The organism is Amphritea opalescens, from assembly GCF_003957515.1.
In the GTDB taxonomy this organism is placed as follows: domain Bacteria; phylum Pseudomonadota; class Gammaproteobacteria; order Pseudomonadales; family Balneatricaceae; genus Amphritea; species Amphritea opalescens.
Map to the genome: position 1 here is coordinate 1 of NZ_RQXW01000027.1, position 24,173 is coordinate 24,173.

Consider the following 24,173-nt stretch of genomic DNA (forward strand, 5'->3'; position numbering starts at 1 on the left):
AGACTATGCAACAAGCTGGTTATGGTTTTACAATCATGAGCGACCCCATAAAGCCAACGGTGGTAAACCACCGCTGATGGTCGCTTAACTTCTACTTTTAGCGCCTATTAAAAAGGGGAGGATTACCGTGACACGTCACTTTCGAATGATATAGGCACCTATGGATGCACAACTAAAGATATAAAAGACCAGATCCATTCGATCCAATTACTTAAGTCGGATACTCATTTAAGATTCCTATATTTAATTGCCCCTCAAAATATTAACCTAAGAAAATTTGATATACATACCGTTAATCTACCCATAGCCTTGGCCTATAAAACATCTAGAGAAGAAGGCGGGATTGAGTTTAATACATATCATGGATGTGAAGTACTATGTTGGGATTATCAGAAAGCGCGGATACACCTACGCGCAATTCTTAAGATAGCTGATTCGTACGATATACAGCTAAAAGGAGCATACGCTCCTGTCGAAAAAATACGTAAATTTGAAGAAGGGAAGATATGCTTTGCTGAACTGTGCAAGTACCGTAGCAAACCTTTCGACTTATGGAATGGCATCGTGAACAACATCGACAAGCATGAACAATATTTATTGGATGACTACATAGCTAGAATATCGATCGACATTTGATCTGACCGGTCGGTATTCAGGGGCGAGACGATGAGGTTAGCTCGTTAAGGCGTACTGAGCGCTCGGATCGGCATTTTCCTGAATCGTTAGACTGGCGCTAGTTGTTGAACAACTGCTACACAACCCCTCGTGCATTAAATGCGCAACCTGATCGGTAAATTCATATAAACCTCTAAAGCGGTGGCCAGTTTTAGTTGACCACTACAACCATCGTTTAACCTTAACAAAAGCCCTGCTAGAGCAGCTTACTCTAGCAGGGCTATCAACATCGGGATTCTGAATAAGCCTAAGTTAAAGTACTCGGCTATTATTCAAAAACTTACTTTCAGGCGCCGGTCCTGTGCCATCGGCATAGAGGGTGACGCCGGATTTCAAGCAGATCGTCAGATTCATATGTGACTCTTCTGTCTCGGTTGGTAGCAGGTGGTTGACCACGGCTTTTTCTTCCAGTAACTCAAGCTCAGTGGCGGTTAGCTGCTTACGACTGAAGTCACTGATATCCAGCCCATGCACGATCTGATAGCGGCCATAGTTACAACGCACCGGAAAAGAGAAGAAAATACCTTTCTCAATGCCATAGCTGCCGTCACTGACGATACCCATGCTGACAATTTCTCCAGGCTCGGTTCCCTGTGACCAGTTATGCATCTGGTCAACAATCGCCTGGGCTGCTGAGGCCGCACTCGACAACCCGCGCGCTTTGATAATCTCACTTCCCCGCTCCTGCACCCGAGGAATGAACTCATCACGATACCAAGCGGTATCGATCTGCCCCATGGCTGGCGAGCCGAATACCGTGGCGTGGTGTAGATCGGGATACTGCGTCGGCGAATGGTTGCCCCAGATAATAATATTCTGAATATCACGGGCGGTCACACCGCATTGGCTAGCGAGCATCCCCTTAGCACGGTTATGATCCAAACGAGTCAGACAGGTAAACTGAGAGGGGCTTAGATTCGGCGCATTACGGCTAGCGATCAACGCATTGGTATTGGCAGGATTACCGGTCACCAGCACTTTAACATCGCGGTTGGCAAAATCGTTTAATGCCTTACCTTGGCGGGCAAAAATTTCGGCATTCACTTCCAGTAGATCACTACGCTCCATACCCGGTCCACGCGGACGCGCTCCCACCAATAATGCATAGTGGCAATTACAAAAGCCCTCTTCAACATTATCGTGCAGGGTAATGGTGTGCAGTAATGGATAAGCGCAGTCTTCCAGCTCCATCGCCACGCCACGCAAAGACTCCATCGCCCCCGGCAACTCGATCAGCTGCAGAATAACAGGCTGATCTCTGCCCATCATTTCACCGGCAGCAATTTTAAATAACAAACTGTAACTAATGGCACCGGCGGCACCCGTTACCGCAATACGGACAGGTCTTCTCATTTTTCATTCCTTCTTATTATGAATTTGTAGACACACTTGCTGAGGCAAAGCATAAAGTAAGGGCTTTACTATGTATTTACGACTACCGCAGCAGTTCTTATGCTGCTTAAGTATCGGGTTAGATTTGGGGTGTCAGTTGGGTGTAGCTACAAACCCCGTTGATCATCCTGACGAAGAAACACCCGATCGGGGGTTTCGATAGCGCGACGCAGTTGTTTGAGCATCGTTTCAAGGTCACGATTAAGCACCCCTTTCAGCACTAAAAAATTAGATGCATGATCACTGCGAAAAATAGTTTTCTGCAACTTAAGGTGGGATAGAAATAACTCCATCTCTTCAAATAGCTGCCGCTGATTGAGCGCGGTAAACTCACCGCCAAACCCCTGCTCCACTCGCTGATTGCCCCGCCGTGAAAAAAGCACCAAGGTGGCTAGGTAATCAGGCTGCGTCAAGTTAATGAGTTTGGCAGAGGACAGCGCATGCTGCTTGCTCATTCGCGTCCCGCCTAGGCCGTTTATCAGCATAACCGACGTTTTAATGCCCGCTTCTTTGGCTTTTAACAGAGATTCGGCGGTAGTTTGAAAGGTTTCGCCCTTATCAATACAGCGTAATATTTCATCGTCACCGCTTTCTGCGCCGACATAGATGAGCGTTAGCCCCAGCTCCCGTAACTGCTGCAGCTCAGCAACCGATTTGTGTTTAAGATTTGACGGCAAGGCGTATGTCGACACCCGCGTTACACTCGGTAGATGGGTACGGATCGCCTCAAGAATCGTTTTTAAACGTCGAAACGACAGCACCATCGGATCGCCATCGCCGAGGAAGACCCGTCGAACACCGGAGAGTTGTTCACCACAACGGCGGATCTCTTCGAGCAGTTGTGCTTCGTTTTTGGGTTTGAATTTTTTCTGCGGATCGATATACATTTCACAGAAGGTGCAACGGTTCCAGCTACAGCCATTAGTGACTTGCAGAATCAGTGAGTTAGCCTCACTGGGCGGCCGATACACCGGCTCAATATAACTGATTGGCATCTGGTTATACATTACCCTGCCTGAGTGACTTTATTAAACATCCGATCAAAGTTATCACTGGTTATCTCAGCGACCTCTTCGATACGCAGACCCTTAATGTCCGCCACACATTGTGCAACTTCGACCACATACTGTGGCTCATTGGGTTTACCGCGATAAGGCACCGGTGCCAGATAAGGAGAATCTGTTTCAATCAGCAGGTTTTCCATTGGTACTTGGCGCACCACCTCTCTCAACTCGGCAGCATTACGGAAGGTAATGATGCCGGAAAAAGAGATCATGTAGTTCAGTTCCATCGCCTGCTGTGCCATCGCCCAATTTTCGGTAAAGCAGTGCAACACGCCACCCACCGTGGGGTCTGCATGCTGACGCAGTAACGTTAGGGTATCTTCACGGGCATCACGGGTGTGCACAATCACCGGCAAGCGAGAGGTTGCCGATGCCTTAAGGTGGCGCACAAAGCTTTCTTGTTGCAACTCGATACTGTCTTTTTGATAGAAGTAATCGAGGCCGGTTTCGCCCAGCGCAACGACTTTTGGGTCGGCAGCATAACCGAGCAGATCGGCTATTTCTGGCATGCCTTCGACAACATGCAAGGGATGAACCCCAGCAGAGGCAAACACGTTATCGTAACGTTTTACCATCTGTAACATATCGGGAAGTTGTTGCAGTTCGATCGCAACACAGAGCATGCGGGAGACATCTTTCGCCTTCGCCGCATCCATAACCGCTTGCAACTCATTATTTCTGGCAGACAGATCCAGTCTGTCCAGGTGACAGTGGGAATCTACAAACATGGGAGGTATAACTCAGAATTACATGGTATTGGTACGTCTGCCCGTATTCATCAGGGGCGCGACATAGTTTTCAATCTTAGAAATCAGCGTAGCGTCATCCTGAGACATTTGAATGCCGATACCGGGAATTCGGCCACCTTGTGCCGCTCGAGGTGTGACCCAAACCACTTTACCGGTGACCGGAATCTTATCGGTTTCATCGATCAAACTCAGCAGCATGAAGACTTCTTCGCCAAGCTGATAGGTTCGAGTCGTAGGAATAAATAATCCCCCGTTCTTAATAAACGGCATATAGGATTTATAGAGGTCTTCCTTGCTCTCAATTGCCAGGGATAAAATCCCGTGACTCATGCGGGGTACAACTGACATGGGCCGTATAGCCTCCCTCGTACTTATTACATCCTAAATCAGACTTGCTACATAGTACTATTGCTTGGCGCTGCTGTATATCCTGACGGTTCAGTTAGTCAGGTCTTAGCAGCAAACGCCAATCATTTAAAATCGTTTCCATCAGCAACTGCTTATTGGGGTTGCGCCGAAACATCAAATCTTTCCTCGCCGCCTGCACCTGATCAGCAAAGGCGTAAAGTCGATGATGGCTCACCTTTCGCGCCAAGGCTAAAAGCATATTACGGGCATCGGTGTGGCGCAATAGATCTGGATCAGCGTTATTTTCAGTAGAGCGTGCAATATCAACCACCCAGCTATAGATCCAGCCTAGCAACAACTCAAGATCCTCCCGATAAAGTGATTGTGCCACCTCAATCGGACTACTGCGCTGCTTAAGAATATCCGCCAACCCTTTTAAGACTTTAGCCCGTAAACCAAGCAGGTCTTCCTGTTTATAGGCAAGCGCCTGTAGCGGTGAATTATGGGCAATGACCAGCAACTGCGCGGCTTCTTCAGGGGCGACCTCTAACTGAGTGGAGACCCACTGTGTCGCCAATGCTACGTCGGCCGGCGGCATATCGACCCGCTGACAACGACTTTTAATCGTGGGCAGCATCTGCCCGAGCCGATGCGTCAGCAGCATGATTAAGGTGTTAGCCCCCGGCTCTTCAAGCATTTTTAACAGTGCGTTCGAGGCATTAATATTCATGCTATCGGCGGGATCGATAATGACTACCCGATAACCGCCCTGCTGTGCGGTGGAGTAAATAAACGCGGTGAGCTCACGCACCTGATCGATCTTGATCGGCTTGCCGGGCTCTTCCGGTTTCAACTGATATAGATCTGGGTGACCACCACTTTCGGTCAACTCACAGCTACGACAGTGGCCGCAAGCGGCTCCGTTATGAGGCTCACGACAGAGCACATAGTTTGCCAGCGCTAGGGCAAAACAAGCCTTACCAAGCCCCTCTGGACCATTAATGAGTAACGCATGGGGAAAGCGGTTGTGTGCTTTTAGTTCGAGAAGATACTCCCAGCGCCCTTTCAGCCAAGGCAATACCATAGGCCGGTCTTGCCAGAGTTCATCGCTCACTGAGCCTGCTCCTGAAGATAGTGTTCCAATACGCTAGCAATCTGCGCCTGCACCTGTTCAAGTGTACCCGAAGCATCGATCACCGCGAAACGCTGAGGATCCGCCGCGGCGCGTTCCAGATACGCATCGCGAACTTGCACAAAAAAATCCATCTGCTCATTCTCAAACCGGTCTAATTCACCCCGCATGCGCGCTCTTGCCAGCCCGATCTCAACCGGAAGGTCCAGCAGAATGGTTAGATCGGGCTGAAGGCCTCTCTGCACCATCGACTCTAATGAGCCAATCATCTCTTTGCTAAGGCCACGGCCACCGCCCTGATACGCAAAGGTGGCGTCGGTAAAGCGATCACATAACACCCAGCGCCCTTGCGCTAACGCCGGACGGATAACACTTTCAAGGTGTTGTGCCCGCGCCGCAAATACCAACAAGAGTTCCGCATCATCGGCGACCACTTCATCACGATTAGCCAGCAGTAACTCTCGGACCTCTTCGGCCAAAGGCGTACCGCCGGGCTCACGGGTTAACTGATAGTCGATCTGATGCTGCTGCAATACCGATTCGATAAAGCGTAGATTGGTTGATTTACCAACGCCTTCGGTGCCTTCGAGTGTGATAAAACGGCCTGAACTCATGTTTCTCAACTCACATTATCCAATGAATAGTCAATTTTAGCGTGACGTTTAACCACACTACTCCCCAGGACTCGAACGATAATCACTGCGACGGCGCAGCTGGTATTCTCTCACGGCTCTATTATGTTCTTTAAGGCTGGCTGAAAACTGATGGCTGCCATCGCCTTTAGCGACAAAATAAAGCCACTTGCCTTCCGTTGGGTGCAATGCGGCATGAATAGCATCTCGCCCAACCATCGCAATCGGCGTGGGTGGCAAGCCGTTAATGGTATAGGTGTTATAAGGGGTCGGTTTACGTAAATCCGCACGACGGATATTACCTTGATAACGATCCCCCATGCCATAGATCACGGTAGGGTCGGTTTGTAACCGCATCCCTTTTTTCAAACGTTGCACGAACACACCCGCAATGATAGGACGCTCGTAAATTTGCGCCGTTTCTTTTTCAACAATAGAGGCCATAATTAACGCCTCATACGCGGACTTATACGGCAGGTCTTTGGCTTTGCCCTGCCAGGCGTTATCAAGCTCTGACTGTAACAGCGTATGGGCCCGTTGCAGCAGATCTAAATCACTCATACCGCGATGAAACTGATAGGTATCGGCCAGAAACATCCCTTCAGGATGCTTGCCCTCAAGACCAAGGGCGGTCATCACCTCAGCATCACTTTTACCAGAAAAGGTATTTTTGATAGAAGAATTAGATTCAAGAGACTCCCGTAACTGCTTGAAAGTTAAACCCTCAATAACGGTAAACTTATAGGCTAGCGTTTTCCCTTCGATTAATTGAAGCACCAGGGTTCTTGGGGTTGTGCCAGGTACGAGTTCATATTCCCCCGCTTTGAGCAGATGCCCTACTTTTCTTAAACGGATAAAAAATGAGAACCAATCGGGTTTATCCAATATCCCTTTCGCGGCCAGTTGACCCGCAAAGCGACGAAAACTACTACCAGGCTCGACCATTACCACTTTGGATTCTGATAGATTAAGCGGGCTATCGAGATAGGATTGCAGCGATCGCCAGCCCCCATAAGCAAGGGCAACGATAACCACCAATGTAATCAGAAAGGAGATAATAACTTTACGCACTAAAAAATTCCTTCAGCAGCCAACAAAGACTGCAGATCTCGGGTGATCGGGCCGATAGACCATTCCGGCTGATATTGATCGGTCATAATACATTTAATCACCGGCCAAATCGCAATAATACTATTACAGAGAAAAACTTCATCCGCCTGCTGTAATACATCAGCCGTAAACAGCCCCGTATGCAGGGTTATGTTTTTCTCTTCGGCCAGCGCTATTATCCGCTGGCGAACAATGCCTTTAACACCGCAACGATCTAGCGAGGGGGTATAGAGAACGCCATTCTTACACCAGAACAGGTTACTCATCGTGCCCTCCATCAGATAACCCTCAGCATCCAGCACCAACCCTTCGCGAATATCAGTTGCTGACCATTCAGCTCGCGCTAATACCTGCTCTAAACGGTTTAGATGCTTGATACCCGCCAATTGAGGTGCAATCGCCAGTCGCGTTTGACAAAGTCGGGTGGTAATCCCCTGCTGCGCTGGATTATCTGGGTAACTAGGGAATTCACTGAGCTGCACAATACGATTGATCGGCACCGTATCATCCACAGCATAACCACGGCCACCGCAGCCCCGCGTAATGGTGATTTTCAACACCTGTCGCTGAGTGGGTGATACTTGCGGTGCAAGCAGTGTCTGTAAATCCTGCTGCAAGGATTGATCGATGTTATCGGGCAACGGAATATGAAGGCGCTTTGCACCGGCCTTCAAGCGTTCGAGGTGTGCTTGCCAGGCGGTAGGCTCTGAACCATTGAGGGCAATGGTCTCAAATAAACCATGGCCGTAGGCAAGCCCCCGGTCGGCAACCGGAAGTGTGTGTTCAGATAAACCATTGATTAATAGCGAAGGCCGCATAAAAAGACAACGGGTGTGCCAATAGCACACCCGCAGGCTCAGATCTTACGGAATACTAGGGTACCGTTGGTACCACCGAAACCGAAAGAGTTAGATACCGCAGCCTCAATAACCGCCTCTTGAGCAGTATGAGGTACGTAGTTCAGATCACAACCTTCGGATGGGTTATCCAAATTGATTGTTGGAGGTGCGACTTGGTCGCGAATTGCCAGAACAGAGAAGATCGCTTCAACAGCGCCTGCTGCACCCAGCAAATGGCCGATCATCGATTTCGTCGAACTCATCCGTACAGCGTCAGCCGCATTGCCCAATACTAATTTAGCCGCATTGGACTCAGCAATATCACCCGCCGGCGTAGACGTACCGTGGGCATTGATATAGTTGATCTGATCAGGATTAAGGCCAGCATCTTTGACGGCATTGGACATCGCCAATGCAGCTCCAGTACCGTCGGCTGGCGGAGAGGTCATATGATAAGCATCATCACTCATGCCAAAACCAACCAGTTCTGCATAAATGTTGGCGCCACGGGCTTTAGCCGCTTCATACTCTTCCAGCACTACAACACCAGCACCATCGCCCAGCACGAAACCATCACGATCACGATCCCATGGACGGCTCGCCGCCTGAGGATCATCGTTACGGGTTGATAGCGCCCGCGCTGCAGAGAAACCACCCACACCCAGAGGTGTCGTTGCCATCTCGGCACCGCCAGCGATCATCACATCCGCATCGCTGTTCTGAATCATCCGCGCTGCAAAGCCGATATTATGAGTACCGGTCGTGCAAGCCGTAGTAATCGCAATGTTTGGCCCTTTGAAACCATATTTAATGGCCAAATTACCAGCGATCATATTGATGATGCTTCCGGGAACAAAGAATGGTGAAATCCGTCGAGGGCCACTCTTGTTAAGCGTATCGTGGGTTGCCTCAATCATTGGCAAACCACCAATACCCGAACCAATTGCTACACCGATACGGGGCGCATTCTCTTCGGTGACGGACAGTCCGGCATCTTCAACAGCCTGAATAGCTGCCACCATACCGTACTGAATGAATAGATCCATTTTCCGAGCATCTTTCGAGCTCATGTAACCGTCTAGATCCAACCCTTTAATCGGGGCGGAAAAACGAGTACCGAACGACGTCGTATCAAAGTGAGTGATATTAGCCACACCACTTTTACCGTTAAGAATACTGGTCCATGTCTCTTGGACAGTGTTACCAACCGGGGTTAGCATACCCAAGCCAGTGACAACAACTCTTCTCCGAGACATCAAAATCCTCCTAGTTTACCGGTATAACAAAAGAAAAGCCGCACTATATCACTATAGTTGCGGCTTCTCGGTAATCTGGTTGAGTCGATTACTGATGTGCGTTGATGTAATCGATTGCCAGTCTAACAGTGGTGATTTTCTCTGCTTCTTCATCAGGAATTTCAGTTTCGAATTCCTCTTCTAGAGCCATAACCAGCTCTACAGTATCCAGAGAGTCGGCACCTAGGTCTTCAACAAAAGAAGCATCAATAGTCACTTCTTCTTCTTTAACACCCAGCTGTTCAGCAATGATTTTCTTTACGCGATCTTCGATGTTGCTCATAACTCTTCCTATTATTTATCGACATCCACACCCTAAGATGTGAACAGGGATTTTATTAGAATCCGCCGCTATGGATCAAGCCTGACGGCGATATTTCTCCAGTGAGCTGCGGCTCATTATCAACACTTTGACAGAAAAAACAATTCCTCAGGCAAAACTTTATGACATATACATGCCGCCATTGACATGAATCGTGTCTCCGGTCACATATCCGCCGGCATCACTGGCTAAAAAACCAACAACAGCGGCGACTTCTTCAGGCTGCCCTAAGCGACCCATTGGAATCTGTTTTTGCAAAGCTAGTTTGTGCTCTTCCGGTAACCCACTGGTCATATCCGTATCGATAAAACCAGGCGCTACACAGTTGACTGTGATATTGCGGGAGCCGACTTCACGGGCCAGCGCCCGACTGAAACCTTCCATACCCGACTTAGCGGCAGCATAGTTTGCCTGCCCAGCGTTACCCATAGAGGCAACCACTGATGAAACATTAATAATTCGGCCCCAGCGCGCTTTCGTCATGCCGCGCAAACAACCTTTCACCATCCGATAAACAGAGGTTAAATTGGTATTCAATACAGAATCCCATTCGTCCTCTTTCATCCGTAGCATGATATTATCACGGGTGATACCCGCATTATTGACGATGATAGCGACAGGACCAAACTGATCCTGCACGGCTTTTATGACCGCGCCAACCGATTCATTTGAACCTACATCTAGACAGAAACCTGCGCCTGTTACGCCCGCTTCTTGGAGGTAATGGGTAATGGAAGTCGCACCATTATCACTCGTAGCGGTACCCACTACGACCGCGCCTTGACGCCCTAACTCCAGCGCAATCGCTTTACCGATCCCCCGAGTAGCACCCGTAATCAGCGCAACCTTGCCTTCGATACTCATAATCTGTTTCCTTTAAATTCAGAGATTAAGCGCTCAGCGCCTTCTCAAGACCTGCAGGGTCATTAATCGCAGCAACTACCAGACTACGCTGAACTTTCTTATTCAGCCCTGACAGCACCTTACCAGGCCCGCATTCAACAGTGCGTTCAACGCCCTGCTCAAGCATATTTTGTACTGAATCAGTCCACAAAACAGGACTATACAGCTGTGCTAATAAATTATCGACCAACTCATCAACACTATCAGCCGCTTTAGCTGTGAAATTCTGAATAACTTGAATCGCCGGCAGTTTAATCTCAATATTTTTGAGTGCAGCTTGCATTTGCTCAGCGGCTGGCTTCATCAATACGCAATGAGACGGCACACTTACTGGCAACGGGATAGCCCGTTTAGCACCCGCCGCTTTACAGCCTTCCATCGCCCGCTCAACCGCCGCTTTATTGCCTGCAATAACAACCTGTCCTGGGCAGTTAAAATTAACCGGTGATACAACCTCATCACCCGCTGCCGCTTCACAGGCCGCCGCGATGGCATCATCGGCTAAGCCGAGTATCGCCGCCATAGCACCCGTACCCGCAGGCACGGCTTGCTGCATAAATTCACCACGTAACTTAACGAGATTGACCGCATCTTTAAAATCGATCGCACCTGCACAAACCAAAGCAGTATACTCGCCCAAGCTATGCCCTGCCATCACCGCAGGCATGGCACCGCCCTGCTGCTGCCACAGACGCCATAAAGCGACACCTGCAGTCAGTAATGCGGGCTGTGTACGATCGGTTTGGTTAAGGTCAGCCTCAGGGCCGTCTTGAGTCAGTGCCCAGAGATCATATCCTAGCACTTGCGAGGCTTCGGCGAAGGTATCCTGAATAATAGCGTGTTCAGCTGCTAGCTCGGCTAGCATGGCCAGATGCTGAGAGCCCTGACCGGGGAAAACAAAAGCGAGGGGTTGTGGCATTCTTACCTCAATATACAGATAAACGCATAACAATTTAAAGAGCGTAGTTTACAGGATTCGCCATGAATTAAAATGATTGTCTTAAAGATCAAGCATTTCCATCAAACATCCGCGATATGTGACTCAAGTTGGCGATTAATACTGCCGGGCACATCCATGATCACTTCGGCGACCGCTTGATCGATAGCATAACCAAAGCACTCTCGATTCGCCGAGCCGTGACTCTTGACGACAATGCCTTGTAAACCTAACAGGCTGGCGCCATTTCGGCGGGCAGGATCAATATGGGCTTGCAACTCATTTAGTATCGGACTCACCATCCACGCCATCAGCTTTCGCCACGGCGAGCGGCTAAAGCTACGCTGTAACTGTCGCGCCATCAGCCTTGCCACACCCTCACTACTCTTTAGGGCAATATTGCCGACAAAGCCATCGCAAACCACTACATCTACCTTATCGGTAAAGATGTCGCCACCTTCGATAAAGCCCTGATAATTTAAGCCTCCATGCTCACGAATCAAGCGGGACGCCAACTTAACCTGCTCATTCCCCTTAATCTCCTCAGCACCGACATTCAGCAAGCCGACACGTGGCTCTGCAATACCCTCAACGGCACTGGTCATCACCGAACCCATAATGGCAAACTGCAATAGATGTTCGGCGCTACAATCGACATTAGCGCCGAGATCCAGCATATAGCTCACGCCACCCTCGGAAGGGATAGCGGTAATAATAGCGGGCCGGTCGATACCGGGTAGCATTTTAAGCGTAAAGCGACCAAGCGCCATCAAGGCACCGGTATTGCCGGCGCTCACGCAAGCCTGCGCCTGCCCTTCGGCAACCTGCACAATGGCACGATACATTGAGGTATCACGACGCTTACGCAAGGCGTACGAAGGCCGCTCATCACAACCGATGACTTTTTCGGCGTTGATGATTGAAATACGCGAAGATAGGGCTTTATCTGAATGTTTAGCGAGAGACTGCTGTAACAGAGGGGTAAGGATATCCTGTTGACCAACTAACTGTAGGGTCAACCGAGAATGACGCGCTAGCGCATCAACTGAGGCGGGAATAACAACGCGGGGACCGAAGTCCCCGCCCATCGCGTCAACCGCGATGCAAATGCTGTCAGACAATCTTACTCGTCGTCTTGTTGTGCAACAACCTGCTTACCACGGTAAAAACCATCAGCACTTACGTGGTGACGACGGTGAACTTCACCAGTGGTTACTTCTACTGAAAGAGTTGGGTTGCCCAGTGCATCGTGTGAACGACGCTGACCGCGACGTGAACGAGTTACTTTGCTCTTTTGTACTGCCATGGGTATATAGCTCCTATTTCACTTATCAGCCTTCAGTGAGGCTAATACACTGAAAGGGTTCGGTTTATCAGTTTCATTGTCAGTCGTCACCTCGTCACCGAAGGATGTCTGCACACTGCAATCGTCATGGTATGGCACGATAGGAAGCGATAAAATTAACTCTTCCTCGACCATTGGAAACAATTCCAGATCATCACCCGCTACAATCAAAGGATCATAGTACCTGGGCAGATTTTTAGCATGCTCCTCGGTTGGAGCGACAGCCAAATTGAACTTAGCTTCGACTTCGATCTCAACTGGCTCAAGACAGCGCTGACAGGTCATAAATACCTTGGCGTCAGCAGTGCCCTTAATTGTACGGATGCGCAATTCATCAGTATCAAACTGCAGATCAACTGATGCTTGTCCCTGCTTATCGGCCAGCATTGTGACCAGATTCGGCAGAAGAGTAAACTCAACGTCACCTTGTATCCGTACTCCCCGGTCAGCAAGCTTACGCGGGTCAATTTTCTTTGGTAATGGGGCGTTCGACATAAGCGCGCAATTCTAGGGATCAAAACACCGTCTGTCAAAGGAAATAAGGCTTTAAAAGCTAAAAAAACAAGCTAATATCTGCAACTTAACTTAACCCTGATCATTTTGGAGAAATTAAGGCATGACTCAGCTAATTCTAGCGTCCAGCTCACCTTTTAGAAAAGCCCTGTTGGATAAGCTCAACCTTAGCTATACAGCGATTTCTCCCGACATTGACGAAACGCGTCTCGAATCGGAAACCCCCGAGGCCTATGTTGCACGTCTCGCCCAGCAAAAAGCCGAAGCACTGCAAGCGGGCTTTCCTGCTGCGCTAATCATCGGTTCGGACCAAACGGCTATCATCAACGGCGAAACCATCGGCAAGCCGGGCAATCATGCGACCGCGTTCCAACAGTTATCGGATGCTTCGGGACAAAAGATAACGTTTCTTACCGGCCTGAGCCTATTAAATAGCCATACCGGTGAGTGCGAAACCGCTGTCGTTCCATTTCATGTTCATTTTCGCCAACTAACCCCGTCGATGATAAACAACTATTTAAAGGCTGAACAGCCCTACCAATGCGCTGGCAGCTTTAAATCAGAGGGGTTAGGTATTGCCCTATTTGAAAAACTCGAGGGAGATGATCCAAATACACTGATCGGCCTACCACTGATTCGCTTAATCAAAATGCTGGAAAACCAAGGGGTCAATACACTCTAAAGCACCGCTAGGTGTTGTAGCTGCAAGCGCTGAGATTAAACCGGCGATGCCGCTACTGAGAACTGCCTGCTATGGAAGGCTAAAAGTATTGTCCTTGCATAGCAGCATCGAGATCACTGATTCATGTTATTAAGGATAAAAACTTGTATACCTTTTTGGTCAAGTTAGAATTGCCTCAATGTTGAATTCACGAGATAACGTGCATGAATAAAGTCACAATATTGAATGGAGGCGTTGGCCGAGAGCTTGAACGTCGCGGCGCGCCCTTCAAACAACCTGAATGGTCGGCCCTGGCCATGATGGAAGCGCCTGAGATGGTTAAAGACGTCCACAAGGCGTATATCGATGCTGGCGCACAGGTCATTATTACCAATAGCTATGCGCTGGTGCCTTTCCATATCGGTGAAGAGCGGTTTAAAGCACGTGGCGCAGCGCTGGCCGAGCAATCAGCCCTAGTTGCCTGCGAGGCCGTGAAGCAAACCGGCAAGCAAGATATCTTAATCGCAGGGTCGATACCGCCACTGTTTGGCTCTTACCGCGCAGATCTCTATCAGCCAGAGCGTGCCGACAGTATTGCCCTGCCACTTATCACTGCCCTAAACCCACATATCGATATCTGGCTGAATGAAACACAGAGCCTCATCGAAGAAGCCTTACGGGTTAAATCACTGGTCGACCGCATTGATACCGAGCACAAACCCTACTGGGTCTCGTTTACCCTAGAAGATGCAATACCAACCGCGCAGCCGCTGCTGCGCTCCGGTGAAACCCTGACTGATGCCGTTCACGCCGTACTGGATGCGGGTGTTGATGCAATCCTATTTAATTGCAGCCAACCAGAGGTGATTACTGACGCTATCGAACTGACCAAGAAAGCACTGGCACAGAGATCAGCAGCTCAGACAAAACCGATTAAAATAGGCGCTTATGCGAATGCTTTCCCTCCGCAACCGAAGGAAGCTAAAGCAAATGATATGCTCAATGAGATGCGCAATGACTTAACGCCAGACAGCTATCTGCAATGGGCGCAGCAATGGCATGCACTGGGAGCAGAATTGATCGGCGGTTGCTGCGGCATCGGCCCAGAGCATATTCAACTTTTGAGCGAAAAACTAAACCGATAGAACAGAGGCCCATCTAAAGAGACGCATCCAAAGAGAAAAAACTAAATAGATAGATAACAACAGGGCTGGTCTTTATCGACCGGCTTTTGGATTACTTTGAAACATCAACCTAATGCCTCCACCTCACTGCACTTGCGATAACAACCTTCAATAACGCCGATACGAACCGCAAGGTATCAACATACGATACTTTTGTGGCAAGCATGTCTAACACTCCCCCCTTTCGACACAATCACTGCCATCGAAACACAGATCAGCACTCAATTGTCGAACGGAGTTAACATGACACAGCCATCAAACAACACACTTGAACAAAGACTTATCAATACCCTTCAAGAAGGCGATATTCTGTTCATCTCCATTGATGCCTTTCTCTATAAGCAGGTCGCTAAGGGTACCGGCAGTTGGAGTTCACATGTCGGTTTCGCCATTAAAGAAGATAATCAGTGGTTTGTGATTGAAAGCAAAGTGCCGGTAGTGTGTAAAACTCCGCTGGGTAAGTTTCTGAGTCGCACCTGCAACGGCGAAGTGATGGTGCGTCGTCTTAAGCAACCCCTGAGCGCCGCCGACATTGACCAACTCAAAGCCTCGTCAGCAAAGCTCGCCAATAAATTGAGCAACAAACTCTATCATCTAGGTTTTGATTTTGAGTCAGAACGTCAGTTCTGCTCTAAGTTTGTTCATTTGGTTTACAAAGACGCCTTGAATATTAAATTAGGCAAGGCACAAACGTTAGAACAATTATTACAAGAAAATCCGCAAGCATCGGTTAGATTCTGGCGCTGTTGGTTCTTAGGCTTTATTCCATGGCAGCGTAAAACCCTAACACCTGCTAGCCAGATCACCGATGATCAACTTAATACGGTATTCACAACCGTATAGCCCTTAATCAGCAACCGGCAGCAGGTGTCTAGCCACTAAATTTAATGGTGATGATCATGCTCGGTCTGGTGCAAACTATCGAGCATACAGCTTTGCTCATCCGTGGCGGATTCGATCTGAATAGTGGCATGGGCTATATCAAAATGATCATGAAAGTGTTGCTGTAAATGCCGCAACAGATGATTATTCAGCTTTGTATCATTCACGACAAGATGAACGGTGAGCGCAACTTCAGTGGTACTTAAAGGCCAGACATGGAGGTCATGAATCCGCTCAACTGATTCTAAGTCAGTGATATATTGTTTTAACCCCACGATATCGATGCTGTCCGGGACCGCATCAAGGGCATAGTTCATTGAATCCTTAAGCAAGCTGAGCGTCCCCAGCAAAACCACCAACACGATAATCAAGCTAATCACGGGATCGATCCACAACCAGCCTTTGAAGAGAACAAACACACCAGCAACCACCACACCGAGCGAGACGACGGCATCGGCCGCCATATGCAGAAAAGCGCCCTTGATATTCAGATCATCCTTCTGACCACTAAAAAAGAGCCAAGCGGTTAATCCGTTAATAACGACCCCAATTGCCGCAACCACAATCATCGTCATGCCCTCGACGGGGGCGGGATTAGCAAAACGATTGATGGCTTCCCAAGCGATACCACCGAGCGCAATCAACAGTAAAATAGCACTACCGAGCGATGCCAAAACAGGTGCTTTACGCAAGCCGTAGGTGCGCTTTTCGGTGGCGGCCAAACTCGCTAGATAACTGGCACCCCAGGCCAGTATCAAACTAAACACATCGCTCAGGTTATGCCCTGCATCTGCGATCAATGCCAACGAGTCGGACAAGATTCCGTAGACCGATTCAATCACAACAAAGATAATATTGAGCGCAATGCCTATCGCAAAGGCGCGGTTGTAATTAGTAACATGATGACTGTGATTATGGCTCATAGGCTTCCTGCGCTCATCAAGGTAGATCGATTGTCGTGATATTGAAGCTGCAATGTCTTAGTACGGGCTTAAAACGCCTAATTCACCTCTACTTCGAGGCCGGCTCACACAGCTAGGCTGTGGTATTAAGTCATAGCGGTATTTGTTACTCTGGTTTTTTAAAGACACTGGCGCAGCACCGCAAATGAAAAAACCAATACAGGGTAAAACCTACGTAAGTATTTTTCTTATTGCGGGGATGATCTTTTTTCTCTCGGCGTCAGATAAACAAAACGAAGAGATGAACCCTCGCATCGTCTCCACCGAACAAAGGTACAGCTTCGCTAACGACGTTCGCCCAATACTGGATACCAAGTGTCTAGCATGCCACGCCTGTTATGATGCACCCTGTCAGCTGAAAATGGAATCCTATCATGGCATTGAACGGGGAGCGTCAACCCTGCGCGTCTATGATGGCGGACGGCTAAGCGATACCACGCCGACACGCCTTTATGTTGATGCACAAACGCCATCAGAGTGGCGCCAAAAAGGATTCTATTCGGTCTTATCCCGCTACGGAGATAACGAAGATGAAAGCCTTCCGCTAATGCAGCAGATGCTAGACCTAGGCTATAACAGCCCGCTACCAACGGGCGAAACAGTACCCGATGATATAGAGCTCGGCTTTGATCGTGTGAACAGCTGCCCTGCTCCTGGTGAGTTTAATGATTATGCCGAGCAGTTTCCCCATGGCGGTATGCCCCTAGCCGTTTCGGGACTCACGAAACAGGAATACCAAACCCTTTCAACCTGGTTAACACAGGGCGCTAAAATCGATTTATCTTCCACTCATATCAGCACAGAAGATCAACAGCTGATCAACCGCTGGGAAAAATGGCTTAATCGATCGGATAAACGTTCTCAGTTACTCGCCCGCTATCTCTATGAACACCTCTTCTTAGGCCACCTTTATCTACAAGCATCGTCAGATACTGCTCAGCCTAGCAAGATGCCTTTTTATCAGTTGATTCGCTCCTACACACCCGCCGGTGAAGCGCCGGTTATTGTCCCGACCGTGCGGCCTAATGATGATGCAGACAGAGCCTTTTATTACCGCCTAATACCCATTGCCGGGACCATTGTTCATAAAACCCATATTACCTATCGCTTCGATACCGCCCGACTCGAACGTTACCAACAGTTGTTTGCCGAAATCGATTGGAACCTGACCGAACTACCCGGCTATGAGTTCGCCGACCGCTCGAATCCCTTTCTCACCTTTGCGGCAATTCCCGCCAAGCTTCGCTATCGCTTCCTCCTTGATGATGCGCAATTTTTTGTACGCAACTTTATCCGCGGGCCGGTTTGCCGTGGGCAAATTGCCACCAATGTGATTCGCGACCAGTTTTGGGTGATGTTTGAAAACCCTTCACTGGAGCACTACACCAACGATGACGCTTATCAGGCAAGCGTTAACCCCTACCTTGGCTTACCCGGTGAAAAAACCTCTTTGCTGAAATTTGGTAGCGAATGGCTTAGCTATAGCGATGATCGTAATCACTATTTAAGCCTACGAGAGAAAGCCTATCGACAGACCTTCCCCGAAGGCGCTTCATTGGACCAGATTTGGGGCGGCGAACAAACCAACACCAACGCCTTTTTAACCGTCTTTAGACATCACAACAGCGCTTCGGTTACTCAGGGTTGGCAGGGTGAAATACCACTCACCGCTTGGGTGATGGGTTATCCATTGCTGGAACGCACCTACTATGAACTGGTCGTCAATTTTGATGTGTTCGGAAGTGTCTCTCACCAAGCACAAACCCGACTCTATTTTGATCTAATCCGTAATGGTTCTGAGACTAATTTTCTGCGTTTTATGCCAGCAAAGGCGCGACAAACAATCTATGCTGATTGGTATCAATCCACTGCTAAGCTAAAAACTAAGATCAGCTACCACCCTCTCGATAGCGATACCCCAAGCGCTATCGCCTATCATAGCGGTCATCCGAAACAGGAGTTCCTACAAACCCTGTTAAATAAATATCCAACACTAACCGGCAATAAAGATTTGATTAACCGTTGCACTCAGTGCGATCAATCCACCGAAGCGCCTAACGCAGCGATCAATCTAGCTTTTAGTCAGATCGCAGCAAAGCCTGCTTCTGAACTAACCGCTATTCGCTGGTTACCGGAGGTCAGCTTTATTCGTATCAATCTTGATAATGAATCCGCGAAACAGTCCGATGAGACTGAGTTTCTAGCTTATACGCTATTACGCAATCGCCGCCATAGCAGTGTCGCCTATCTATTAGGGGAATCCTTACGCTATCAAGAAAACCTCGATAGCTTAACCATTATGCCGACCCCGATCGGCAGCTATCCCAACCTAATTTTGCAGATGAACCTTAGCGAAGTGGATGAGTTTGTTGCTCAGTTACGCAACATCGACTCGAAGCAGGAGTTCGAACAGTGGATTAAACGCTGGGGTGTTGGTCGGATGAATCCGCATTTCTGGGAGCTGTTTCATAGCTTCAAAGAGTATATGCAGAAAACTAACCCACTACAGGCTGGGGTATATGATATGAACCGTTATGGACACTGGTAACACGGAAACAGCATAAACCGGCGGCTCAGCCAGAGCCGCCTGATTAAAGACCAAAGGGCGTGCTGGCAGCGCTACGCTATCGGAGCAACATCCGTCACTTCAGTCACTGTATTCGCATTGGCCCGCTCGATGATCTTAACCAGCGTTGTTTGAATCACCTCATCTTTGCGTACATCGGTGGTGCCCTCAAAGGTTTGGGATTGAGGCTGCGCGCCCTCCTCTTCGATAAACTCAACCATCACCTGCGTAGCACAGTCGGCTGTCCCGAAATACTTAATCGCAATCTGCGGATAGCCTTTAGATACTTTCTTAACCTGCTTGGCAATGCGACTTCTCGCTTTATCCAGATTCATGTGCACTCCTCACAATAGCCATCATTATTAAACCAGCGGATGCTTATTAGACAGAAGACCGCTGAATCAACCATAGGAGCATCATGCACTCAATTGCATCTGATTAACATAAGCACAACTAATTGTTTTCAATAGCGAAAGAATAAGATGAGGATGAGGGCTCTCATCCACGCAAGATGGTCATATAAGAAACTTAGAGCAACCAACGGCCGCTCTCTCGAAAGTTCGGTTAGCATAAGCCACTATCGGGAGCGGCTTGTATTGAATAACGGAACTACTAAACAAGATCTGCAGCGAGTTCCTGCAGCACCTCTTTATAGGTGCTCTGTGGATGTGCGCCGGTCAGAGCACTGGTGCGGTTAAAGATCACCGTTGGCACCCCTGAAATGCCCTGTTGCTGCCACTGCTGTTCTAGATTAACAACCCGATGAAGACGTTCTACATCATCTAAGGCTATCGTGGCGGCCTCGAGCTCTAAACCAACCGCCTGCGCTTCAGCCAACAACACAGCACGATCCGATACATCTTTTTGTTCGCTAAAGAAGGCTGCGAATAATCGCTGCTTGAGTGCATGCTGCAACCCTTGCTCATGGGCAAAATCGAGTAGTAGATGAGCCGCTCGCGTGTTGACTATTTTCATCTCTTCAAAATAGTTAAATTCAAAGCCATACTCTGCACCTAGGGCACTGATATTATCCCGTGCTTTATCACTGTCTTCACGGCTCGCACCGTATTTACGCAATACATGGGCACGCAGCTCTTCACCTTCTGCGGGCATATCGGGATTCAGTTCGAAGGGCTGCCATTCAATCTCAACCCGATCTTGCAGGCCCAACTCGTTGATGGCCGCCTCTAATCGCTTATAACCCACGATGCACCATGGGCATACCACATCAGAGATAATATCTAGCTTAATCATATCGTTCATATAAAGAGTCCAGGTTATAGAATGAGTCGACTGACAGCTTGGTCAGTAGACACTAGCCGTCACCCATCATCCGCTTGATCGTGATGAACAATAGCCAAAAAAGAGGTGTAGCGGATGCCAAACATCCGCCACTTATGCTGTTAAAGCAATTTACGCAGGTTTTAACGCCAGTACTTTATCGATATCGCTAGCCGAGTGACGTTCAGGAATTTGTTCCCAACTTTCACCCCAAGAACAGTTAACGAAACGTCCACGCTGAACGCCTTCACGCAGTTCGAGCATTTTGGCCCAACGCACAACATGACGGTAGGAATCGACTTGCAAGAACTCTGCAGCAGAGTACAGATTACCCAACACCAAGTTGCCATACCAAGGCCAAATAGCCATATCCGCAATGGTATATTCTTCACCAGAGACAAAGGTGTTATTTGCCAACTGCTTATCTAACACATCGAGCTGACGCTTGGTTTCCATGGCAAAACGGTTGATTGGGTATTCCTGCTTTTCATCGGCATAGGCATAGAAATGACCAAAGCCACCGCCTAAGAAAGGAGCCGAACCTTGCGCCCAGAATAACCAATTAAAGGTCTGCGTGCGTGCCGCGCCGCTCTTAGGTAGAAACTCACCAAACTTCTCAGCGAGATGAACCAAGATCGAAGCGGACTCAAAGACATTAACCTCTTCATCACCGGATTTATCCAGTAACGCTGGGATTTTTGAATTTGGGTTAACGGCGACAAACCCCGATGAAAACTGTTCTGATTCACCAATATTAATCAGAAAAGCATCGTATTCAGCGTCCTTAACACCCAGAGCCAATAGCTCTTCAAGCATAATGGTTACTTTTTGGCCATTGGGCGTGCCAAGTGAGTAAAGCTGAAGAGAGTGCTCACCCGTGGGCAATGTCTTTTCAAATCGAGCGCCGGCTTCCGGACTGTTGATATTAGCCCACTTATTAGCACCGCTGGTATCATTGACCCAAACCTTGGGGGGGATATATTGGTTTTCCACTCTCATCACTCCGTACGTTATTAAGTGTTTTTAGCAAAGTTTTGTGGGAACAGTGCGCGTGCCGCCACTTCATCAAAATCAGACTTAAATTCAATATCGTTATCAATGTTACGGGCACGTTCTACCGCAGGGCGCGCATTGATGCTAGCAAACCAACGCTTAAGATTTGGATAGCTATCTAAACCATCGCCGCCTAATACCGGTGCCACTTTATCAATCCAACCCCAGGCAGAAATATCAGCGATTGAGTACTCATCCCCAACGATAAATTCGCGACCTTCCATATGCGCATCCAGTACTTCGTAATGGCGTTCAGCTTCGCGCAGATAACGGTTAATGGCATAAGGTACCTGCTCAGGCGCTTTATGTCTAAAGTGAACAGATTGACCCGAAAATGGACCTAGACCCGAGGCGATAAACATCAGCCAAGACAACATTTCACCGCGATCTTCGGCTTTACCGGCCAGCAGCCCTGTTTTTTCAGATAGATACATCAAGATGGCATTAGAATCAAATACACGCTGACCATCATCCTCAATCGCAGGGGTTTTACCGTTAGGGTTGATCGCGCGGTATTCCGGCGTATGTTGCTCGCCTTTCAAGGTATCAACGGGGACTAATTCATACGTCAGACCCGTTTCTTCAAGAAACAGAGCAACTTTCATGGGGTTTGGCGTTTGGTGAAAGTAAAACTTAATCATTTTATTATCCTATTACCATTGATGGTTGTATTTGTTTTGAACGGTTTAACTCTAAACAGGCGATCAATATTAATCGTCTGTCGCAATAATTTTCGCGGCAATATCATCCATGGTCGAAGCCTCAATATCGGGTTTGATATAGAGCGGATGATAAGGCGCACCGGAGCGATCGATATAAGCCCCCTGCAAACCGGCACTCATCGCACCATGGATATCCCAATCATGGGTCGCCACGAGTCGCAGTTTATCCTTCGGTTGCCCTAACTTGCTGGCGACAAATTCATATGCCGCGGGGCTAGGCTTAAAGGTGCCCGCCTCTTCGACACTGATGAGCTCATCAAAATAGCTATCGAGACCGGCGTTATGAATTTGATTATTGATTAAATTCAGTGATGAGTTGGAGAACGCCACTAAACGGAACCCTGCTGAGCGCAGAGCCGCTAACGCTGTTTTGATATCCGAATGTGCGGGCAAGCCGGAAAAACCACCGACAACGTCATCAATTTGGTCACTCGATAGCGCTATACCTTTCTTACCTGCGAGGGCTTCGAGCATGATCTTAGACAGGGTGGCGAAATTAGTCTTAACGCCGGTGATCAGCGAAACAGTCGATGCATGCAACAACATAGAAAACCAAGTATCGGTATAACATTCATCGCCAAATATTGACTTAAACTTAGGCCTTAAAACATTCAAATTCAAAACGGTTTCGTTGATGTCGAATAAAATCGTTGTCTGTTTCATGAATCACCTCTCACTACTATTATGTAAGCTATACATCGTACTTAAAGCATCAGCATAGCGGACTATTGATGGGGTTGACCAAGAATAGTCGAACTACTTTAATCCTATGACCTCTACTGTTTTGCTTTTTTAGCATAGAGGTATAAGACAAAACTGATCGCGGCGAAGAAGACCAAATGCAATAAAAATTTAACGTCAAGACTGAAATTCAAAGGAGGCAGTTTTTCACTATGAAGCTGTTGAAACGAAACCAACTGCACGATCATCGCGTTAGCCGGTGGTGCGATCACCGTTGTGATCCATGTAAACAGCAATGTACCCAGTGCAATCAACGCTAACCGCAGAGTGTTCAACAGCAAGATAGCGCACAACAAGCCATAAAAAATAGACACCAGCAAATGGGCAGTCCAAGCGATCATAACCGCTGGCACACTACCCCAACCGCCTAATTGCTGATAAAAAGCAGCATGACGACTCGTGAGTGTATCCATGCCAAATAGCGGCTGAATGATGATAAAAACAATACCCGCCACTAATCCAAGAATCGCCGCCAGAAGCAGGAACTGCAGCTGAAAATTGCTACCTGACGTCGCTTGTGGCGTTGGTGTAGCTTTTTCAGACACTTTTTTGTTAATGGCAGGCATATATTTCTCTAAGTAATATTCAGTGAGAGAACTATAACCATACTTGAACGGTCGATCAAGAGATTTATGAACGATTGCTCAAATTAAAAATCAGCTATTAGACAATCGATTTACGGCTGTCTTTATGATCATTTTAATGAAGATTAAGATTCGGATTTTTGATTGTTTAAATCCATCGGTGCGGTTCGTTCCTCACCGCACCCTTGTATCTCTCAGCGATGGATGATTAGCTATCTCCATTGCAAAGAAGTCAGTCAGTTTGGCCGCACCCTTAGCACTTTGATGCTGTGCCGTAGATT

General features: G+C 48.2%; 27 protein-coding genes. 5 read left to right on the forward strand and 22 right to left on the reverse strand.

What is annotated here, in order from left to right:
- Positions 1-88: integrase core domain-containing protein (locus EH243_RS17940; protein ID WP_164549166.1), on the forward strand; the 88-nt coding region annotated here is incomplete at its 5' end.
- Positions 89-927: 839 nt separating this feature from the next.
- On the opposite strand, the gene EH243_RS17945 is transcribed toward EH243_RS17940, so the two are convergent.
- From EH243_RS17945 to EH243_RS18015, 15 genes are all read right to left on the reverse strand, one after another.
- Entirely contained in the window at positions 928-2,028 is a 1,101-nt protein-coding gene (locus tag EH243_RS17945; RefSeq protein ID WP_126160037.1) for a malate dehydrogenase, read from the reverse strand.
- A gap of 146 nt (positions 2,029-2,174) precedes the next feature.
- A complete protein-coding gene (locus EH243_RS17950; RefSeq protein WP_126160038.1) occupies positions 2,175-3,074 on the reverse strand; it encodes a radical SAM protein in 900 nt (299 codons plus the stop codon).
- On the reverse strand, positions 3,074-3,859 hold the full coding sequence (locus EH243_RS17955; protein WP_126160039.1) for a TatD family hydrolase: 786 nt from the start codon (positions 3,857-3,859) through the stop codon (positions 3,074-3,076). The genes EH243_RS17950 and EH243_RS17955 overlap by 1 nt, the downstream gene beginning before the upstream one ends.
- Positions 3,860-3,877: 18 nt before the next feature.
- A complete protein-coding gene (locus EH243_RS17960) occupies positions 3,878-4,228 on the reverse strand; it encodes a PilZ domain-containing protein (RefSeq protein WP_126160040.1) in 351 nt (116 codons plus the stop codon).
- Between the two features lie 94 nt (positions 4,229-4,322).
- A complete protein-coding gene (locus EH243_RS17965; RefSeq protein WP_126160041.1) occupies positions 4,323-5,342 on the reverse strand; it encodes a DNA polymerase III subunit delta' in 1,020 nt (339 codons plus the stop codon).
- Positions 5,339-5,974: a dTMP kinase gene (gene tmk / locus EH243_RS17970; protein ID WP_126160042.1), complete on the reverse strand. Its 636-nt coding sequence runs from the start codon at positions 5,972-5,974 to the stop codon at positions 5,339-5,341. Before tmk ends, EH243_RS17965 begins: the two co-directional genes overlap by 4 nt.
- 57 nt (positions 5,975-6,031) lie before the next feature.
- Complete coding sequence (gene mltG / locus EH243_RS17975) at positions 6,032-7,063, reverse strand: endolytic transglycosylase MltG (protein WP_126160043.1); 1,032 nt, start codon at positions 7,061-7,063, stop codon at positions 6,032-6,034.
- Entirely contained in the window at positions 7,063-7,920 is an 858-nt protein-coding gene (gene pabC, locus EH243_RS17980; protein ID WP_126160044.1) for an aminodeoxychorismate lyase, read from the reverse strand. Before pabC ends, mltG begins: the two co-directional genes overlap by 1 nt.
- A 38-nt stretch (positions 7,921-7,958) precedes the next feature.
- Positions 7,959-9,197, reverse strand: coding sequence for a beta-ketoacyl-ACP synthase II (fabF, locus tag EH243_RS17985; RefSeq protein ID WP_126160045.1), 1,239 nt, complete (start codon positions 9,195-9,197; stop codon positions 7,959-7,961).
- An 88-nt stretch (positions 9,198-9,285) separates the two neighbouring features.
- Positions 9,286-9,519, reverse strand: a complete 234-nt coding sequence (gene acpP, locus EH243_RS17990; protein WP_126160046.1) for an acyl carrier protein — start codon at positions 9,517-9,519, stop codon at positions 9,286-9,288.
- A 159-nt stretch (positions 9,520-9,678) separates the two neighbouring features.
- Complete coding sequence (gene fabG / locus EH243_RS17995) at positions 9,679-10,422, reverse strand: 3-oxoacyl-ACP reductase FabG (protein ID WP_126160047.1); 744 nt, start codon at positions 10,420-10,422, stop codon at positions 9,679-9,681.
- Between the two features lie 25 nt (positions 10,423-10,447).
- Positions 10,448-11,380: an ACP S-malonyltransferase gene (gene fabD / locus EH243_RS18000; protein ID WP_126160048.1), complete on the reverse strand. Its 933-nt coding sequence runs from the start codon at positions 11,378-11,380 to the stop codon at positions 10,448-10,450.
- Between the two features lie 101 nt (positions 11,381-11,481).
- Entirely contained in the window at positions 11,482-12,519 is a 1,038-nt protein-coding gene (gene plsX / locus EH243_RS18005; RefSeq protein WP_126160049.1) for a phosphate acyltransferase PlsX, read from the reverse strand.
- Between the two features lie 2 nt (positions 12,520-12,521).
- Positions 12,522-12,704 (reverse strand): 50S ribosomal protein L32, encoded by a 183-nt coding sequence (gene rpmF / locus EH243_RS18010; protein ID WP_126160050.1) that lies wholly within the window; start codon positions 12,702-12,704, stop codon positions 12,522-12,524.
- A gap of 18 nt (positions 12,705-12,722) precedes the next feature.
- Entirely contained in the window at positions 12,723-13,238 is a 516-nt protein-coding gene (locus EH243_RS18015; protein ID WP_126160051.1) for a YceD family protein, read from the reverse strand.
- A gap of 121 nt (positions 13,239-13,359) precedes the next feature.
- Between EH243_RS18015 and EH243_RS18020 the strand changes: the two genes are divergently transcribed.
- The 3 genes from EH243_RS18020 to EH243_RS18030 all read left to right on the forward strand — a co-directional run bounded on the left by EH243_RS18020 (position 13,360) and on the right by EH243_RS18030 (position 15,944).
- Positions 13,360-13,938, forward strand: a complete 579-nt coding sequence (locus EH243_RS18020; protein WP_126160052.1) for a Maf family protein — start codon at positions 13,360-13,362, stop codon at positions 13,936-13,938.
- A gap of 203 nt (positions 13,939-14,141) precedes the next feature.
- Positions 14,142-15,062 (forward strand): homocysteine S-methyltransferase family protein, encoded by a 921-nt coding sequence (locus EH243_RS18025; RefSeq protein ID WP_126160053.1) that lies wholly within the window; start codon positions 14,142-14,144, stop codon positions 15,060-15,062.
- A gap of 282 nt (positions 15,063-15,344) precedes the next feature.
- A complete protein-coding gene (locus EH243_RS18030) occupies positions 15,345-15,944 on the forward strand; it encodes a YiiX/YebB-like N1pC/P60 family cysteine hydrolase (RefSeq protein WP_126160054.1) in 600 nt (199 codons plus the stop codon).
- Between the two features lie 41 nt (positions 15,945-15,985).
- On the opposite strand, the gene EH243_RS18035 is transcribed toward EH243_RS18030, so the two are convergent.
- The gene (locus tag EH243_RS18035; RefSeq protein ID WP_126160055.1) at positions 15,986-16,906 is read right to left on the reverse strand and encodes a cation diffusion facilitator family transporter; all 921 of its coding nucleotides are present in this window, start codon (positions 16,904-16,906) and stop codon (positions 15,986-15,988) included.
- Between the two features lie 184 nt (positions 16,907-17,090).
- On the opposite strand from EH243_RS18035, the gene EH243_RS18040 reads away from it, so the two are divergent.
- Entirely contained in the window at positions 17,091-19,493 is a 2,403-nt protein-coding gene (locus EH243_RS18040; RefSeq protein WP_206441659.1) for a fatty acid cis/trans isomerase, read from the forward strand.
- A 71-nt stretch (positions 19,494-19,564) separates the two neighbouring features.
- Here EH243_RS18040 and EH243_RS18045 read toward each other — a convergent pair whose 3' ends face one another.
- The 6 genes from EH243_RS18045 to EH243_RS18070 all read right to left on the reverse strand — a co-directional run bounded on the left by EH243_RS18045 (position 19,565) and on the right by EH243_RS18070 (position 23,874).
- Positions 19,565-19,846 carry a hypothetical protein gene (locus tag EH243_RS18045; RefSeq protein WP_126160056.1) on the reverse strand — a complete coding sequence of 94 codons (282 nt, stop codon included), beginning with the start codon at positions 19,844-19,846 and terminating at the stop codon, positions 19,565-19,567.
- Positions 19,847-20,123: 277 nt separating this feature from the next.
- Positions 20,124-20,774 (reverse strand): DsbA family oxidoreductase, encoded by a 651-nt coding sequence (locus tag EH243_RS18050; RefSeq protein ID WP_126160057.1) that lies wholly within the window; start codon positions 20,772-20,774, stop codon positions 20,124-20,126.
- A 150-nt stretch (positions 20,775-20,924) separates the two neighbouring features.
- Positions 20,925-21,791: a glutathione-dependent disulfide-bond oxidoreductase gene (yghU, locus tag EH243_RS18055; RefSeq protein ID WP_206441660.1), complete on the reverse strand. Its 867-nt coding sequence runs from the start codon at positions 21,789-21,791 to the stop codon at positions 20,925-20,927.
- A 14-nt stretch (positions 21,792-21,805) separates the two neighbouring features.
- Entirely contained in the window at positions 21,806-22,486 is a 681-nt protein-coding gene (locus tag EH243_RS18060; protein WP_126160059.1) for a glutathione S-transferase family protein, read from the reverse strand.
- A 69-nt stretch (positions 22,487-22,555) separates the two neighbouring features.
- Positions 22,556-23,230 (reverse strand): haloacid dehalogenase type II, encoded by a 675-nt coding sequence (locus tag EH243_RS18065; protein ID WP_126160060.1) that lies wholly within the window; start codon positions 23,228-23,230, stop codon positions 22,556-22,558.
- A 113-nt stretch (positions 23,231-23,343) separates the two neighbouring features.
- Positions 23,344-23,874, reverse strand: a complete 531-nt coding sequence (locus EH243_RS18070) for a hypothetical protein (RefSeq protein ID WP_126160061.1) — start codon at positions 23,872-23,874, stop codon at positions 23,344-23,346.
- Positions 23,875-24,173: the final 299 nt, after the last annotated feature.

Coding starts and splice junctions, on each gene's coding strand:
- EH243_RS17945 (WP_126160037.1), bottom strand. CDS start 2,028: ATGAGAAGACCTGTCCGTATTGCGGTAACGGGTGCCGCCGGTGCCATT.
- EH243_RS17950 (WP_126160038.1), bottom strand. CDS start 3,074: ATGTATAACCAGATGCCAATCAGTTATATTGAGCCGGTGTATCGGCCG.
- EH243_RS17955 (WP_126160039.1), bottom strand. CDS start 3,859: ATGTTTGTAGATTCCCACTGTCACCTGGACAGACTGGATCTGTCTGCC.
- EH243_RS17960 (WP_126160040.1), bottom strand. CDS start 4,228: ATGTCAGTTGTACCCCGCATGAGTCACGGGATTTTATCCCTGGCAATT.
- tmk (WP_126160042.1), bottom strand. CDS start 5,974: ATGAGTTCAGGCCGTTTTATCACACTCGAAGGCACCGAAGGCGTTGGT.
- pabC (WP_126160044.1), bottom strand. CDS start 7,920: ATGCGGCCTTCGCTATTAATCAATGGTTTATCTGAACACACACTTCCG.
- fabF (WP_126160045.1), bottom strand. CDS start 9,197: ATGTCTCGGAGAAGAGTTGTTGTCACTGGCTTGGGTATGCTAACCCCG.
- acpP (WP_126160046.1), bottom strand. CDS start 9,519: ATGAGCAACATCGAAGATCGCGTAAAGAAAATCATTGCTGAACAGCTG.
- fabG (WP_126160047.1), bottom strand. CDS start 10,422: ATGAGTATCGAAGGCAAGGTTGCGCTGATTACGGGTGCTACTCGGGGG.
- fabD (WP_126160048.1), bottom strand. CDS start 11,380: ATGCCACAACCCCTCGCTTTTGTTTTCCCCGGTCAGGGCTCTCAGCAT.
- rpmF (WP_126160050.1), bottom strand. CDS start 12,704: ATGGCAGTACAAAAGAGCAAAGTAACTCGTTCACGTCGCGGTCAGCGT.
- EH243_RS18015 (WP_126160051.1), bottom strand. CDS start 13,238: ATGTCGAACGCCCCATTACCAAAGAAAATTGACCCGCGTAAGCTTGCT.
- EH243_RS18020 (WP_126160052.1), top strand. CDS start 13,360: ATGACTCAGCTAATTCTAGCGTCCAGCTCACCTTTTAGAAAAGCCCTG.
- EH243_RS18025 (WP_126160053.1), top strand. CDS start 14,142: ATGAATAAAGTCACAATATTGAATGGAGGCGTTGGCCGAGAGCTTGAA.
- EH243_RS18030 (WP_126160054.1), top strand. CDS start 15,345: ATGACACAGCCATCAAACAACACACTTGAACAAAGACTTATCAATACC.
- EH243_RS18035 (WP_126160055.1), bottom strand. CDS start 16,906: ATGAGCCATAATCACAGTCATCATGTTACTAATTACAACCGCGCCTTT.
- EH243_RS18040 (WP_206441659.1), top strand. CDS start 17,091: ATGAAAAAACCAATACAGGGTAAAACCTACGTAAGTATTTTTCTTATT.
- EH243_RS18045 (WP_126160056.1), bottom strand. CDS start 19,846: ATGAATCTGGATAAAGCGAGAAGTCGCATTGCCAAGCAGGTTAAGAAA.
- EH243_RS18050 (WP_126160057.1), bottom strand. CDS start 20,774: ATGAACGATATGATTAAGCTAGATATTATCTCTGATGTGGTATGCCCA.
- yghU (WP_206441660.1), bottom strand. CDS start 21,791: ATGAGAGTGGAAAACCAATATATCCCCCCCAAGGTTTGGGTCAATGAT.
- EH243_RS18060 (WP_126160059.1), bottom strand. CDS start 22,486: ATGATTAAGTTTTACTTTCACCAAACGCCAAACCCCATGAAAGTTGCT.
- EH243_RS18065 (WP_126160060.1), bottom strand. CDS start 23,230: ATGAAACAGACAACGATTTTATTCGACATCAACGAAACCGTTTTGAAT.
- EH243_RS18070 (WP_126160061.1), bottom strand. CDS start 23,874: ATGCCTGCCATTAACAAAAAAGTGTCTGAAAAAGCTACACCAACGCCA.